Source organism: Nocardioides humilatus (assembly GCF_008373755.1).
Taxonomy (GTDB): Bacteria; Actinomycetota; Actinomycetes; order Propionibacteriales; family Nocardioidaceae; genus Nocardioides; species Nocardioides humilatus.
In genome coordinates this window covers 790,994-805,818 of the sequence record NZ_VUJV01000003.1, presented here as the reverse complement: position 1 = coordinate 805,818, position 14,825 = coordinate 790,994, and the positions used below count along the sequence as shown (strand labels likewise).

14 protein-coding genes are annotated in these 14,825 nt (G+C 70.3%); 4 read left to right on the top strand and 10 right to left on the bottom strand.

All coding sequences use genetic code 11. The features are described from left to right. The first annotated feature begins 126 nt into the window (after positions 1-126). Both F0U44_RS11805 and F0U44_RS11800 read left to right on the top strand, forming a co-directional pair. Positions 127-477, top strand: coding sequence for a hypothetical protein (locus F0U44_RS11805; protein WP_149728467.1), 351 nt, complete (start codon positions 127-129; stop codon positions 475-477). Between the two features lie 19 nt (positions 478-496). Further along, positions 497-1,657, top strand: a complete 1,161-nt coding sequence (locus F0U44_RS11800) for a DNA polymerase IV (RefSeq protein WP_149728466.1) — start codon at positions 497-499, stop codon at positions 1,655-1,657. A gap of 7 nt (positions 1,658-1,664) precedes the next feature. Here the strand turns inward: F0U44_RS11800 and F0U44_RS11795 are convergent, their stop codons facing one another. From F0U44_RS11795 to F0U44_RS11785, 3 genes are all read right to left on the bottom strand, one after another. Beyond that, positions 1,665-3,386: an RCC1 domain-containing protein gene (locus F0U44_RS11795; protein ID WP_149728465.1), complete on the bottom strand. Its 1,722-nt coding sequence runs from the start codon at positions 3,384-3,386 to the stop codon at positions 1,665-1,667. A 129-nt stretch (positions 3,387-3,515) separates the two neighbouring features. Next, positions 3,516-5,237 (bottom strand): RCC1 domain-containing protein, encoded by a 1,722-nt coding sequence (locus F0U44_RS11790; protein WP_149728464.1) that lies wholly within the window; start codon positions 5,235-5,237, stop codon positions 3,516-3,518. 83 nt (positions 5,238-5,320) lie between these two features. Then, positions 5,321-6,451, bottom strand: a complete 1,131-nt coding sequence (locus F0U44_RS11785; protein ID WP_223163656.1) for a glutamate--cysteine ligase — start codon at positions 6,449-6,451, stop codon at positions 5,321-5,323. 39 nt (positions 6,452-6,490) lie between these two features. On the opposite strand from F0U44_RS11785, the gene F0U44_RS11780 reads away from it, so the two are divergent. After that, positions 6,491-7,582, top strand: coding sequence for an FUSC family protein (locus F0U44_RS11780; RefSeq protein WP_149729025.1), 1,092 nt, complete (start codon positions 6,491-6,493; stop codon positions 7,580-7,582). On the opposite strand, the gene F0U44_RS11775 is transcribed toward F0U44_RS11780, so the two are convergent. From F0U44_RS11775 to F0U44_RS11765, 3 genes are read right to left on the bottom strand one after another with little or no spacing between them, the layout of a single operon-like run. Then, on the bottom strand, positions 7,540-8,103 hold the full coding sequence (locus F0U44_RS11775) for a ribonuclease FAU-1 family protein (RefSeq protein WP_149728462.1): 564 nt from the start codon (positions 8,101-8,103) through the stop codon (positions 7,540-7,542). The two genes, F0U44_RS11780 and F0U44_RS11775, sit on opposite strands and share 43 nt — an antisense overlap. An 8-nt stretch (positions 8,104-8,111) precedes the next feature. Further along, the gene (locus F0U44_RS11770) at positions 8,112-8,948 is read right to left on the bottom strand and encodes an SDR family NAD(P)-dependent oxidoreductase (RefSeq protein WP_149728461.1); all 837 of its coding nucleotides are present in this window, start codon (positions 8,946-8,948) and stop codon (positions 8,112-8,114) included. Next, entirely contained in the window at positions 8,945-10,468 is a 1,524-nt protein-coding gene (locus F0U44_RS11765; protein ID WP_149728460.1) for a flavin-containing monooxygenase, read from the bottom strand. The genes F0U44_RS11770 and F0U44_RS11765 overlap by 4 nt, the downstream gene beginning before the upstream one ends. Positions 10,469-10,517: 49 nt before the next feature. Between F0U44_RS11765 and F0U44_RS11760 the strand changes: the two genes are divergently transcribed. Continuing rightward, a complete protein-coding gene (locus tag F0U44_RS11760) occupies positions 10,518-11,111 on the top strand; it encodes a TetR/AcrR family transcriptional regulator (RefSeq protein WP_149728459.1) in 594 nt (197 codons plus the stop codon). Between the two features lie 3 nt (positions 11,112-11,114). Here the strand turns inward: F0U44_RS11760 and F0U44_RS11755 are convergent, their stop codons facing one another. The 4 genes from F0U44_RS11755 to F0U44_RS11740 all read right to left on the bottom strand — a co-directional run bounded on the left by F0U44_RS11755 (position 11,115) and on the right by F0U44_RS11740 (position 14,797). Next, a complete protein-coding gene (locus tag F0U44_RS11755; RefSeq protein WP_149728458.1) occupies positions 11,115-11,327 on the bottom strand; it encodes a hypothetical protein in 213 nt (70 codons plus the stop codon). 43 nt (positions 11,328-11,370) lie between these two features. Beyond that, complete coding sequence (rocD, locus tag F0U44_RS11750) at positions 11,371-12,594, bottom strand: ornithine--oxo-acid transaminase (RefSeq protein WP_438616487.1); 1,224 nt, start codon at positions 12,592-12,594, stop codon at positions 11,371-11,373. Positions 12,595-12,656: 62 nt separating this feature from the next. Next, a complete protein-coding gene (locus tag F0U44_RS11745) occupies positions 12,657-14,066 on the bottom strand; it encodes a sensor histidine kinase (protein ID WP_246160427.1) in 1,410 nt (469 codons plus the stop codon). Between the two features lie 8 nt (positions 14,067-14,074). Then, positions 14,075-14,797 carry a response regulator transcription factor gene (locus F0U44_RS11740; protein ID WP_149728457.1) on the bottom strand — a complete coding sequence of 241 codons (723 nt, stop codon included), beginning with the start codon at positions 14,795-14,797 and terminating at the stop codon, positions 14,075-14,077. Positions 14,798-14,825: the final 28 nt, after the last annotated feature.

Here is a 14,825-nt window from a genome sequence, read left to right as displayed (position 1 = left end):
CACGGGCGCGGCTCCGTGGTGTCTTCTCCACAGCGCCCGCGCAGGGGGAGGGGACCTGCCGGGCCGTCGGCCTAACGTCCCTCGCGACGTCGGAACCTGTCCGGCGCGCGCTCTCGGGAGGTCCGCATGACCCGTCTTCTCCGCCTGCTTCTCCTCGCCCTCGTGTTGGCTCTGCTCGCCGGCTCCGGCGCCGCTGCCTGGGCGTCGTCTCCTCCGGACGTGGTGCGTGACCCGCAGCCCTACGTGCCACCGGCGCGGACGATCGTCCAAGTCGAGGGCGACTCAGCCAACGGGTTCACGATCACTCACTTCGACGGCACCCAGACCTCCCCGCCGACCGACTCCGAGACGATCGCCGAGTGCAATGAATACGACGCGCACATCGATCGGGTGCGCTGCCGGGTCGGTGCCCGCACCTGGATGAAGGCGTGGGCCGGCTTCAAGGAGACGACGCTCTACTACCGGTTCCGGGGGTAGCCCCTGGCACCATCGACCCATGACTGGTCCGGCGAGGTGGGTGCTCCACGTCGACCTCGACCAGTTCATCGCGGCGGTGGAGGTGCTGCGGCGACCCGAGCTCGCCGGGAAGCCGGTGGTCGTCGGTGGCCGGGGCAACCCGACCGAGCGCGGGGTCGTGGCGACGGCGTCCTACGAGGCGCGCAGCCACGGCGTCGGTTCGGGGATGCCCTTGCGGACCGCTGCCGCCAAGTTCCGCAAGGCTGAGGTCGACGCGGTGTTCCTGCCGGTCGACGCGGCCGCCTACGACGAGGCGTCGGCCACGGTGATGGGCGTGCTGCGCGGTCTGGAGTGGGGTGGGGTGCCGGTGCTGGTCGAGGCCCTCGGGTGGGACGAGGCCTTCGTCGGCGCTGGGCCCGACCACGGCGACCTGGGCGATCCGTCGGTCTTCGCCACTCACGTCCGCGAGGTGTTGCTGGAGGCGACCCAGCTGCGAAGTGCGGTCGGGATCGGCGACAACAAGCTCCAGGCCAAGCTCGCGACCGGCTTCGCGAAGCAGCGGGTCGTCGGGGCACTCGCTCGTGAAGCCGGTGCCGGGATCGGCGAGGAGTCGGGACCGGGCGGGCAGGAGCGCGGCCGCGGGACCTACGTGATCAGCGACGCGACCTGGTACGACGAGATGGGCGCCCGCCCGACCACGGCCCTGTGGGGCATCGGCAAGAAGACCGCCGACAAGCTCGCCGTCCTCGGTCTCGAGACCGTCGATGACCTGGCCCGATCGGACCCCGCGCTCCTCGCCACCCACATCGGGCCGACGACCGGCCCGTGGCTGCGCCGGCTCGGCAGGGGAGTCGCCTCCGACGAGGTCGACGCGACGCCGTACGTCGCCCGCGGGCACGGCCGGGAGGAGACCTTCCAGGAGGACCTCGCCGACTGGTCCGAGGTCGAGCAGGCCGTCGACCGGATCGCGCGGAGGGTCGTGGCCGACATCGAGGCGGAGGGTCGATCGGCGGTCCGGGTGGAGCTGAAGATCCGCTTCCGGCCGTTCTTCACCTTCACCCGCAGCCACAAGCTGAAGCAGCCGACGAGCGACCCCGACGTGCTCGCCGCCGAGGCCGTGGCCCTGCTCGACCGGGTCGAGAAGGACCGCGCCGTACGCCTGCTCGGCGTACGCCTCGAGATGACGCCTCCCGACAGCTGACTCGGGATCAGCCGAAGTCGCGGGGCACCGAGGACTGGCCGTTGTAGTTCGCGCCCCAGCAGGCGAGCACTCCCGACACGCGTACGCCGCACGTGTGGTCGTGGCCCGACTCGACGGATAGGAACCGTCCCGAGGGTGGCGAGGCCTTGCTGAAGCCGTTGAAGCCCCAGCACTCGACGGTGTAGTCGAATGCAATCGCGCACGCGTGGTTGATGCCTGCGCTCACGGAGCGGAAGGTTCCGTCCGGTGGGGTTGCGGTGTCGTTGCCGTTGCTGCCCCAGCACCGCAGGGTGCCATTGGTGCGCAGCCCGCAGGTGAACAGGTCGCCGGCGCTGACGGCCGCGTACTGACCGGCGGGCACCGTCGTCTGGCCGCTGAAGTCGTCGCCCCAGCACACGATCTGGTGGGTGACCTTGAGGCCGCAGGAGTGCAGACCGCCGGCGCTCACGGCGATGAAGGCACCCGGCGGCGGCGTGGACTGACCGTAGGTGTTGCCGCCCCAGCAGGCCACGGCGCCGGAGGTCTCCAGCCCACAGGTGTGATAGCTGCCCGCGTCGACCGTGGCGAACGCGCCGCCAGGTGGGGAGGCTTGGCCACTGGAGTTGCTGCCCCAGCACCGCAGCCCGCCGTCGGTGCGGACCGCGCAGGCGTGCGCCTCGCCGACCGACGTGACCGCGATACGCCCCGCAGGCGGTGCCTGGACGATCGGGTCGCCGGCGGCGCCCCAGCACACGATCGTGGCGTTGGGCTGGAGGCCGCAACTGGTGCTACCTCCGGCACTGATGGCCGGTCTGCCGAACAGGTCGTCGGGCGGTTCGGACTCGTGGTCCCCGTTGAGGCCCCAGCACATCGGGGTGCCGTTGGTGCGCACCGCGCAGTTGTGCCAGTAGCCCGCCGAGATGCTGGTGAACGTGCCGGCGGGAGCGACACCCTGACCGGCATTGTTCAGACCCCAGCAGGCGGCCGTTCCGTTGGTGCGGATCCCGCACACGTTTCCAGCCCCGGCGGTGAGGGTGGTGAAGGTGCCACTCGGTGGAGTGGACTCGCCTGCACCGTTGCCGCCCCAGCAAGCGATGGTGCCGGTCGTGCGGAGCGCGCACGAGTTGGCGTGACCTGCGACGACCGAGACAAAGGTCCCGGCCGGTGCGTTGGTCTCGCCGTCGGCGTTGTTGCCCCAGCACGCGACCGTGCCGTTGGTGCGAATCGCGCAGGTGTGCCAACCGTTGGCGTTGACGGCGCTGTACGTTCCGCTCGGCACGGTGGTCTGACCATAGTTGTTGTTGCCCCAGCAGATGACCGAGGCATCGAACCGCAGCCCGCAGGTGTGGACGTAGCCGGCGGAGATGGCGGCGAACGGGCCGCCGGGCTGGGCGGCCTGGCCGTAGTCATTGCGGCCCCAGCAGCGGGCGACGCCGGTGCTGCGGAGCGCGCAAGCGTGGTAGTCGCCCAGGCTGAGGGCAGTGAACGTGCCCGCGGGTGGCAACGTCGCGTCGTAGGAGGCCGAGCCCCAACAGGAGATCGTCGAGTCGGTACGGAGCCCGCACGAGAAGTAGCCACCCGAATCGATGGTGCTGACGAGTGTCTCGGGAGTCAGGGTGCTCGCCGGTGCGTCGGCGCCGTTCGTCGATGCCGCCAGGGCGTTCGGTAGGAGACCGGGCGATGCAAGGCCGAGCAGGGCGGCGAGCCACCCCAGGCTGACGAGGATTGCGAGGGTTCGACGTGCGGCCATGGGGGAGCTCCTTGTGGGCCCGACGCCCGACGTTGGACGCCGTACTTTTTCGGACGCTAGACCCGACCCTCACCGAGATGCTCCTGTTTGGGACCGCCGTCACATGAGGCGCCGGTCACCCCGGTCCGGTCAGCCGAAGTTGCCCGGCACTGAGGTCTGGCCGGCGTGGTTGCGTCCCCAGCAGACGACCTGACCGGTGCTGCGTACGCCGCAGGTGTGGCTGGCGCCAGCCTCGACGCTGAGGAACCTGCCTGACGGCGGGGACGCTTTGCCCCATCCGCTGGCGCCCCAGCACTCGATGGTCCCGTCCGTCGCGCGGGCGCAGGCGTGGTTGCCGCCCGCGGTGACCTGGGTGAAGGTGCCGTCAGGCGGCGTGGCCTGCCCGCGGTCATCGCTACGCCAGCAGCGCAGGGTCCCGGCAGTCTTGAGGGCACAGCTGAAGGCATCGCCCGAGACGACGGCGGTGTACACGCCGGTGGGGGAGGTCGTCTGCCCCGACGCGTTGTTGCCCCAACACGTCAGCGCGCCGGTGGTGCGGAGGCCGCACGTGTGGGAGTTGCCCGCGGCGACAGCGACGAACGTGCCCAGGGGCGGCGACGACTGGTTGAACTCGTCCTCGCCCCAGCAGTCGACCGCGTCTGAGGCGAGCACCCCGCAGGTGTGGCTCTCTCCGGCGCTGAGCGTGGTGAAGGTGGTGGCAGGCGCGTCGGTCTGACCGAGCGTGTTGTCGCCCCAGCATCGGGGCATGCCCGTGATGGCGAGCGCACAGGCGTGGGCGCCCCCGTCGGTCACCTGCGTGAAGTGCCCGGACGGTGAGTCGCTCACCACGCTGTTGGCGTCAGTGCCCCAACACACCACCGTCGTGTTGGGCCGGACGCCACAGCTTGTGCTGGTGCCCGCGCTGATGCCCGGCTGGCCGAAGGTGTCCTCGGGGGCAGAGGTTTGTCCCTGGTCGTTGGAGCCCCAGCAGCTCGCGGTGCCGTTGGTGCGGATCCCGCAGGTGTGGAACTCGCCGGTGGCGACGGCAACGAAGGATCCGGACGGTGCGGTGGCCTGCCCGTAGCCATTGCGTCCCCAGCACGTGACGCTGCCACCGACACGGACGCCGCACGTGTGTGAGCCCCCGGCATCGACGCTGGTGAAGGCGCCCGGGGGAGCGGTGGCCTCGCCCCCCACGTTGAGGCCCCAACACGTCACGGATCCGTCGGTGCGGATCCCGCAGGTGTAATAGCCGCCCGCGGACAACGAGGTGAACGTGCCGGCCGGGACATTGCTCTGTCCATAGTCGTTGCTGCCCCAGCACGTCCCGGTGCCGTTGGTCCGCAGCCCGCAGCTGTGCGATACGCCGGCCGTGATCGAGGTGAAGGTGGCGGTCGGGTAGTAGACCGTGCTCTGTCCGTCGTCGTTGTTCCCCCAGCACGTGGCCCTGCCGTTGGTACGGATCCCGCAGGTGTGGAAATAGCCGGCCGCGACGGCGGTGAAGGTCCCGGTGGGAGCGTTGGCCTGGCCGGAGCCGTTGTCGCCCCAGCAGACCGCGAGGCCAGTCACCCGAAGACCGCAGACCTGGCCGTATCCGGAGCTGAGTGTGGTGAAGGTGCCCCCGGGGGTCATCGCGTCGTAGTTCCCACCCCAGCACCTAGCCGTACCGTCGGCCCGCAGTCCGCAGGTCTGCACGACGCCGGCCGTGATCACGGCCGAGGCGGCCTCCGGGTTGGCCGTCGCGATCGTCTGGCCACCGCCACCGTTCGACCAGGTCGCTTGTGCGGGCGGATCGGAGCTGATCGGACCGAGGGTGAGCCCGATCGCGCAGCTCAGGATGACGGCAGGGCGAAGCAGGCGGCGCCGGATCATCTCGATCCTCCTTGGCAGCGGGATGCCGACAGTCAATCCCGGCGATCGGCCCGTGAATACCGTGCAGACCCTCTATTCGGGGATCACCCGAGGTCGGCGCGCAGCTCCTGGACGACCGAGTCGACGACGGCGACCAGGTCGCCGCCGGTGCGCTCGGCGACCGCGCGCTGGCGCTGGTACGACGCTCCGCGGCGCGGGATGTCGAGCACGGAGGCGAGCTCTGCGGAGCAGCCCAGTCGTTCGGCGACCGGCTCGAGCTTGACGACGAGGTCGGCGAGGTCGTCGGTCACGAGCCGCTCGTTGGAGGCGGCGTCGAGGATGACGATGGCGTCGACGCCGTACCTCGCGGCGCGCCACTTGTTCTCCTGCACGTGCCACGGCGGCATCGTCGGGAGCTTCTCGCCCGCGGCGCAACGCTCGTCGAGCCAGACGATGAGGCAGTGGGTGAGGGCGACCAGGGCGCCCATCTCCGCCAGCGTCGAGACGCCGTCGCAGATCCGGTTCTCGAGGGTGCCGTGGCTGATGGCGGGCCGGACGTCCCAGCGGATCTCGGTGAGCTCCTCGATGACGCCGGTGACCTTCTGGTCGTGCACGAACGACTCGAACTGCGCCCACTCCTCGAACTGGAACGGCAGCCCCGCCGTCGGCAGCTGCTGGAACATCAGCGCGCGGTTGGACGCGTAGCCGGTGTCGACGCCGGCCCAGATGGGGGAGGAGGCCGACAGCGCCTGGAGGTGCGGGTAGTAGTTCAGAAGCGCTGACAGCACCGGCAGGACCCGGTCCTTGGCGGGCATGCCGACGTGCACGTGGACACCCCAGATCAGCATCTGGCGGCCCCACCACTGGGTGCGGTTGATGAGCTCCTCGTAGCGGTGGCCCTCGGTGAGCTGCTGCGCGGTCCACGACGCGAAGGGATGGGTGCCGCCGCCGAAGAGGTCGAGGTCGAGCTCGTCACAGGCAGGTACGACGTGCTCGAGCGTGCGCCGCAGGTCGGCGATCGCCTCGGGCACCGTGTCGCAGATCCCGGTCACCACCTCGACGGTGTTGCGCAGAAGCTCTTTGTGGAGCCGGCTCGGGTCGTGCATCCGGGCCTTCGCCCGAGCGAAGAGATGGGCCGCGTCGTTGCGGAGGTCGCGCGTGCGGCGGTCGACGAGGGCAAACTCCCACTCCACGCCGAGGGTCGGCTTCGGGGAGCCGTGGAAGTCGATCCGCACGACCCCAGCGTTCCACATGACACGATCTGCGTCGTGGAGATGCCGCTGGATCGCATGTGGGCCCGCAGCCGGCTCTCGATCGGGGGCCGTGTGGAGCGGTGGCGCTCGAAGATGTTCGCCGTCGGGCAGTGCGCGATCGCCGCGGGAGTGGCGTGGTGGGCGGCCTCCGAGCTCTTCGGTCACACCACCCCGTTCTTCGCGCCGATCGCGGCGGTGGTGTCGCTCGGGACGTCGTACGGACAGCGCCTCCGGCGCGTCGTCGAGGTCACCCTCGGCGTCGCCATCGGCGTCTTCGTCGCCGACGTGCTCGTCCAGTGGATCGGCACCGGTGCCTGGCAGCTCAGCCTCGTCGTTGCGCTGGCGATGTCGGCCGCCCTGCTGCTCGACGCCGGCATCATCTTCGTCACCCAGGCCGCCGTGCAGTCCATCGTCGTCGCGACCCTGCTGCCCAACCCGGACGCCGCCCTGACCCGCTGGACCGACGCCCTCATCGGGGGTGGTGTCGCTTTGATCGCCGCGACGATCGTGCCCGCCGCGCCGCTGCGACGGCCGCGGGAACAGGCGGCCGCCGTCGCACGGAAGACGGCCGACCTGCTGCGCGCCGCCAGCCACGCGATGGTCGACGGCGAACCCGAGCCGGCGCTCGACCTGCTCGCCGATGCCCGCGCCACGGATCGGATGATCCGCGAGCTCCAGGCCGCGGCCGACGAGGGCGTCTCGATCATCGCCTCGTCGCCCTTCCGGGTGCGCCATCGCGAGGGCATCCGACGGATGGTCGAGCTGGTCGATCCGCTCGACCGCGCCTTGCGCAGCACCCGCGTGCTGGTCCGGCAGACGGCAGTGGCGGCCTACACGCACCGGCCGGTGCCGTCGTCGTACGCCGACCTCACCGCCGATCTCGCACTCGCCGTCGAGGCCGTGGCCGACGAACTGGCGAGCGACCGGTTGGCCCTCGAGGCGCGCCCGGTGGTGCTCGCGGTCGGCGAGGCGACCGGCCTCGTCGAACGTTCCGAGTCCCTCGCCGGCGACGCGATCCTCGCCCAGCTGAGGTCGATCGTGGTCGACCTGTTGCTCGTGACCGGGATGGGTCAGCTCGAGGCGACCGACGCGCTCCCGCCACCGAAACGCTGAAGGACCTCGTGCCAGGTGGCGGCGGTGCCGTCGAACGGCGCCTCACCAGCGCGTACGGCGGCCAGCACCTCCGCGGCCGAGCGCTCCGTCATCGCGACGACCTCGGCGGGGTAGCCGAAGGCGACCTGGTGCTCGGCGAACTCGTCCTCGTCGTCGAGGTAGATCGTGCCGTCCTGACGCTTCACCACGTCGAGGTCGAGGTCGACCGCGCGGAGCGTGGTGCCGTCCCACTCGGGTGGGGTCGTCATGTCGACGTAGATCGCCGCCTGGGCGTGCTCGTCGTTGAAGCAGGCCAGGTGAGCGGCGCCGCCGGCGGGCTTGCAGACCACGCCGGCGAACGCCGCTACGAACTCCAGTCCCGGCCGCGAGTAGAACGTCGCGGTCGGGCAGCCGATCCACTCTCCGTGCTCGTCGGAGCCGAGGTAGATGGCGTCGTACTCCCAGTGCGCCCGCTCGCCCCACTTGGACATGACGACCCGGACGGGGTCGCCGGGGGCGAGCGGCGCAGCGTCGATCGGCACGCGGCCGATCAAACCACCTTGGTGGGCATGACTCGCTTGGAACCGAACGCGATGACGTCCTGGTAGCGCGAGCCGGCGAGCTTGCCGAAGGTGTGGATCGCGTGGGCGTCGAGACCGACGAGCACGCGGGCCTGGTTCTTCTTGATGCCCTTGACGATGATCTCGGCGGCGCGCTCGGGCGTCATCCGCGCGAGCTTCTCGTCGAACAGCTTCGCGGTGGCGTTCTTGTCCTCGTGCTCGGAGACGCGGGCGTTGCGGGCGATCGCGGTCTTGATGCCACCCGGGTGGACGGCGGTGACGCCGACCTTGTGGCCGGCGATGAGCATCTCCTCGCGGATCGCCTCGGTCATGCCGCGGACGGCGTACTTCGAGGCGTTGTACATGCTCTGGCCGGGCATCGAGACCAGGCCGAAGAGCGAGGAGATGTTGACCAGGTGGCCGTCGCCTGACTCGATCAGGTGCGGCAGGAAGAACTTCGAGCCGTGCACGACGCCCCAGAAGTTGATGCCGATGATCCAGTCGATGTCCTTCATCTCGAGGTCGACGAAGTCGCCGGCCAGCGCGACGCCGGCGTTGTTGACGACGACGTTGACGCGGCCGAACTGCTCGACCACGGTGTCGGCGTAGGCGGCGAACGCCTCACGGTCGGCGACGTCGAGCTTGTCGCCGCGGACCTCGGGGGCACCGGCCTTCTCAGCCAGCGCGACGGTCTCGGCCAGGCCGGCCTCGTCGACGTCGGAGAGCGCGAGCCGCGAGCCCTGGCCGGCGAGGTTGAGCGCCACGGCGCGGCCGATGCCGGAGCCGGCACCGGTGATGACGACGACCTTGTCGTTCAGGGACTTCATGCGAGTGCCTCCTCGGCAGCGGTGCTCACGGTGACGGGCGTCGCGACGTCGTACGCCTCGGCATCGAACTTAGACAGGTGCTGGCGGAACGTAAACGTCTGTCCAGGCCAGAGGGTGGTGTTGTTGCCGAACTTGTCGAGGTACCAGCTCGCGCAGCCACCCGTCGTCCAGACGGTCGGCTTCATCCGCTCCTGGACCTCAGCGGTCCACGCGGCCTGCGCCTCGGCCTTCGGCTCGATCGCGGCGAGGCCCTTGCTGCGCATCGCGCGGGCGGCCTCGACGATGTAGCGGACCTGCGACTCGATGATGTAGATCATCGAGGAGTGGCCCAGCGCGGTGTTGGGGCCGACGATCTGGAACATGTTGGGGAAGCCGTGGACGGTCGTCCCCTTGTAGGCCGCCATGCCAGCCTCGCTCCACACGTCGGCCAGGGTGCGGCCCTCGCGCCCGGTGATGTGCTGGGCGATCGGCGGCTCGGTGACGTAGAAGCCGGTGGCCACGACGAGGACGTCGATCGGCCGCTCGGCGCCGTCAGCGGTCACGATGGCGTCGCCGGTGACCTTGGTGATCGGGTCGGTGACCAGGTCGACGTTGTCGGCGGCGAGCGCGGGGTACCAGGCGTTGGAGATCAGGATCCGCTTGCAGCCGGCGCGGTAGGTCGGGGTGACCTTGGCGACGAGCTCGGGGTCGGAGATCGCCTTGGCGATGTTCTTCTTGCACTGGCGCTCGACGACCTGCAGCAGCTGCGGGAAGCGGGTGAAGGCCGGCGCGCGGCCCTCGAGCTGGGCGTAGACCGCGGCGCGGGCGGCCTTCTGGAGACCGGGCACGCGACGGAACGCGGCCTTCTCGACCGCGGTGAAGCGGCGCTCGTTGCGGGGGATGATCCAGTTGGGCGTGCGCTGGTAGACGTCGAGGTGACCGACGATCTTCTGCAGCTCGGGGACCAGCTGGATGGAGGAGGCGCCGGTGCCGATGACGGCGACGCGCTTGCCGGTCAGGTCGACGTCGTGGTCCCAGCGCGAGGAGTGGAAGATCTCGCCCTGGAAGTCCTCGATGCCGTCGATCTCGGGCATGCGCGGCTCGGAGAGCCCGCCGGAGCCGGAGATGACGGTGCGGGCGGAGTATTGCCCGTTGGTCGTGTTGACCAGCCAGCGCTGCGTGGTCGCGTCCCACTTCGCGTCGATGACGGCGGTGTTGAACGCGAAGCGGTCGAGCACGTCGGCGTCCTCGGCGACCTTCTTGGTGTACTCCCAGATCTCCTGCTGGGGGGAGTAGACCTTCGACCAGTCGGGGTTGAGCGCGAAGGAGTAGCTGTAGAGCTGGCTCGGGACGTCGCACTCCGCGCCGGGGTAGGTGTTGATGTGCCAGGTGCCACCCACGTCGCTGTCCTTCTCGACGACGACGAAGTCGCGCTCGCCGGCCTCCTGCAGCTTGATCGCGGAGGCGAGACCGGCGAAGCCGGCCCCGACGATGAGGTGGTCGACCAGGGTCGCTTCGGTCTTCGAAGTCTTCTTCGGCATGAGGAAGAAGGTATTGGCGCTATTGAACTTTAGTCAATAGACTGTTCTTGTGACCGCCGCCACCCGCACCCGCCTCACGCCCGAGCAGCGCCGTGAGCAGCTGCTCGAGCTCGGCCTCGAGCTCTTCGCCGGGCACACGATCGAGGACATCTCGATCGACCGGCTCAGCGAGGAGGCCGGCGTCTCGCGGGGGCTGCTCTACCACTACTTCGGCAGCAAGCAGGGCTTCCACGAGGCCGTCATCCAGCGCGCCGCCGACGACCTGGTCGCGGTCACGGCGCCGCCGGAGGACGACGATCCGATCGTCCGGCTGCTCGCCTCGCTGGCGGCCTACGTCGACTACGTGATCGCCAACCACGCCGGCTACCGCTCGTTGGTCCGCGCGGCGGCGGGGGGCAACGAAGAGGTCCGGGGGATCTACGAGCGTGCTCGCGGGCAGATGATCGACCGCACCTTCGAGACGCCCGGGGTCGAGGTGTTCATCGAGGACACCCCGATCACGCGCCTGGTCGTCGGTGGCTGGGTCGCCTTCGTCGAGGACGCCGTGCTCGCCTGGTGCGAGGACGCCAACGGCGTCAGCCGCGAGGAGCTCGTGCGGCTCGTCACCCAGGCGTTGCCGGCGATCGTCGAGACCCTCGACTGATCCCTACTTCGACGGCTTCGGGGTCGTGCAGTCGACCTTCGGGTTGACGCCTGCGTAGTTGAGTGGTCCCGCGACGATCGTGAGAGCGGTGTCCCCGAACGTGCGGCAGCTGACCTCGCGCTCCCCGTTGAAGTAGCCGCGTTGGAACGCGGCCATCACGCCGATGATCAGCCAGATCGCCAGGATCAGGCCTCCAATTCCGCCGCCTCGTTGCATGAGGAGTCGGTACCCCGCACGGCGGCGGTCAGCCGGTGTCCGATCAGACGAGTACGGCGGCCAGCTGGTCGATGCCCCAGTGCAGGTCGTCCTCGGAGATGACCAGCGGGGGAGCGAGGCGGATCGTCGAGCCGTGGGTGTCCTTCGCGAGGACGCCGCGCGCCATGAGCCGCTCGCAGACCTCGCGGCCGGTGCCGATGGCGGGGTCGATGTCGATGCCGGCCCAGAGGCCACGCACGCGGAAGCCGACGATGCCCTTGCCGACCAGCGCCTCGAGGCGCTCGCGCAGGATCTCGCCGAGCTCGGCCGCGCGGGTCTGGTGCTCGCCGGTCGCGAGCATCTGGACCACCTCGTGGCCGACCGCGCAGGCGAGCGGGTTGCCGCCGAAGGTGGAGCCGTGCTGGCCGGGCTTGAGGACGCCGAGCACGTCGCGGTTGCCGACGACCGCCGAGACGGGGACGATGCCGCCGCCGAGGGCCTTGCCGAGGACGTAGAGGTCGGGCACGACACCCTCGTGGTCGCACGCGAAGGTGCGCCCGGTGCGGCCCAGGCCGGCCTGGATCTCGTCGGCGGCGAAGAGGACGCGCTCGCGGGTGCAGACCTCGCGGACGCCGCGGAGGTAGCCCTCGGGCGGGATGACCACGCCGCCCTCGCCCTGGATCGGCTCGATGAGCACGGCCACCGTGTTCGGCGTGATGGCGGCCTCGAGAGCCGCCAGGTCGCCGTACGGGACCGTGTCGAAGCCGGGCGTGAACGGGCCGAAGCCGTCGCGTGCGTCAGGGTCGTCGGAGAAGCCGACGATGGTGGTCGTGCGGCCGTGGAAGTTGCCGCTCGCGACGATGATGCGGGCCTGGTCGGCGGGCACGCCCTTGACCTCGTAGCCCCACTTGCGGCTGACCTTGATGGCGGTCTCGACGGCCTCGGCGCCGGTGTTCATCGGCAGGACGAGCTCCTTGCCGCACAGGTCGCCGAGCGCGGCGCAGAAGTCGGCGAACGCGTCGTGGATGAAGGCGCGGCTGGTGAGCGTGAGCTTGTCGAGCTGGGCGTGAGCGGCGCCGATCAGGCGCGGGTGGCTGTGGCCGAAGTTCAACGCGGAGTAGCCCGCGAGGAGGTCGAGGAAGCGCTTGCCGTCGACGTCGGTCATCCACGCGCCCTCGCCGTGGGCGAGCACCACCGGCAGGGGGTGGTAGTTGTGCGCCGTCCGCGCCTCGGCGCGCTCGACCTCGGTCGTCGTCATCGACGTGCCGGTGCCCGTGGTGATGCTCATGTCCCCGCCTCCCTGCGTTACGTGTGCCTCCTGTTTACCACGGATTGTCAGACAATCTTGAATCAAGGCCGGAGTTGCACGCGGATCCGGGTGTCCCCGGGGTCGCTGGTGAGGGTCACGGTGCCGCCGTGGGCTGCGACGATCGCCTGCACCAGCGCCAGGCCCAGCCCGAGCCCGCCCTCACGATGGCGGGACGCGTCACCTCGGGAGAAGCGCTCGAACGCGACCGGGACCAGCTCCGGCGGGAAGCCGGGGCCGTCGTCGCGAACCTCGAAACCGTCGTGATCGACCGCGACGGTCACGGTGGTGCCGGCGGGCGTGTACTTGCGCGCGTTGGTCAACAGGTTGGTGACCACCTGGTGCAGCCGATCGGCGTCGCCGGTCACCTCGACCGGCACGTCGCCGTCGAGCTCGAGATGCCACGCGTGGTCGGGCGCGACGACCCGGGCATCGGCCACGGCCTCCAGCAGGAGCTTCGTCAGGTCGACCGGTTCCTGTGCCAGCGGACGGCCCGCGTCGAGACGCGCCAGGAGCAACATGTCCTCCACCAGCGCGGTCATCCGGGCCGCTTCCTCCTCGACCTTCGCGAGCGCGGTCGCCGTCGCTTCGGGGTCGTTGCGGCGGCGCGCGAGCTCGGTGTAGCCCGCGATCGTCGTCAGCGGGGTGCGCAGCTCGTGCGACGCGTCCGCCACGAACTGCCGCACCTGCTGCTCGCTGCGGTGCCGCGCGTCGAGCGACGACTCCACGTGCTCGAGGAGCGTGTTGAGTGCCTGGCCGACCTGGCCGACCTCGGTCGTGGGATCCGTCAGCCGGTCCGGCACGCGGGCGAGCTCGCCGACCGCCCCCGACCCGAGCGGCTGCTCGGCCACCGAGTGCGCGGTCGCGGCCACGTCGGCGAGAGGCCGGAGCTGGCGCCGTACGACGGCCGTGCCGGCCATGCCCGCGAGCACGACGGCGAGCGCCCCCAGGGCCAGCTCGAGTCGGACGAGCGACTCGACCGCGTCGTCGAGATCGTTGGTCGGCAGTCCGGTGACGAGGCGTCCGTCGGCAGTCACGGTGACCCGGTAGCTGCCGTGTCCGGGCACCACGATCTCGTGCACGTCTCCGTCGGCGGGGACGGCGGACACGAGGGCGACTGCATCGGCGGACAATTCGTCGTCATCGCCCCGCAGGTCGCTCACCACGTATCCGTCGCCAGCGGCCGTGAAGACGATGAGAGTCCCTGGTTCCTGGTTGCCCAGGTCGAGGAACACGTCGCCCGGGTGCGGACGAGGGAAGTCCGGTCCGTCAGGCCCATCAGGACCGCGCGCGGCTCGGTCGGCAGAATCGAGCACCTTCGCGTCGAGCTGGCCGGTGAGGTAGTCCCTCATGGCGACCGTGGTCGCGACACCGACCAGGCACGCGCCGACAGCGACCAGCGCCACCGCCGTGAGCACGAGGCGGCTGGTGAGGGTGCGGGGGAGGACGCGCACGTCGCCGGTCAGCTCGCCGGCTTCAGGACGTAGCCCGCACCGCGCATTGTGTGGATCATCGGGTCGCGCCCCGCGTCGATCTTGCGCCGCAGGTAGGAGATGTAGAGCTCGACGACGTTGGCCTGGCCGCCGAAGTCGTAGTTCCAGACCCGGTCGAGGATCTGCGCCTTGCTGAGCACCCGCTTCGGGTTGCGCATCAAGAAGCGCAGCAGCTCGAACTCCGTCGCCGTCAGGTGGATCTCCTCGCCGGCGCGGGTCACCTCGTGGGAGTCCTCGTCGAGCGTGAGGTCACCGACCACGAGCTGCGACGCGCTCTGCGTGACGGCGAGCCCTGCTCGCCGTACCAACGCGCGCAGGCGCGCGACCAGCTCCTCCAGCGAGAACGGCTTGGTCACGTAGTCGTCGCCACCCGCCGTCAGTCCCGCCACCCGGTCCTCGACGGCGTCGCGCGCGGTGAGGAAGAGGACCGGCACGTTGGGCTCGGCGGCCCGGATGCGCCGCAGCACCTCGAGGCCGTTGAAGTCCGGCAGCATCCAGTCGAGTACGACGACGTCGGGCCGCTCGGCCTTCGCGGCCGCCACCGCCTTGGTGCCGTTGTGCGCGACATCAACTGTCCAGCCCTCGTAGCGCAGCGCCATTGCGATCAGCTCAGCGATGTTGACCTCGTCGTCGACCACGAGCACGCGCACCGGACTCCCGTCGGGGCGGGTGAGCTCGTCGGTCTGCGTCATGGGTCAAGTGTGGCCTCGGTGCCTGTGC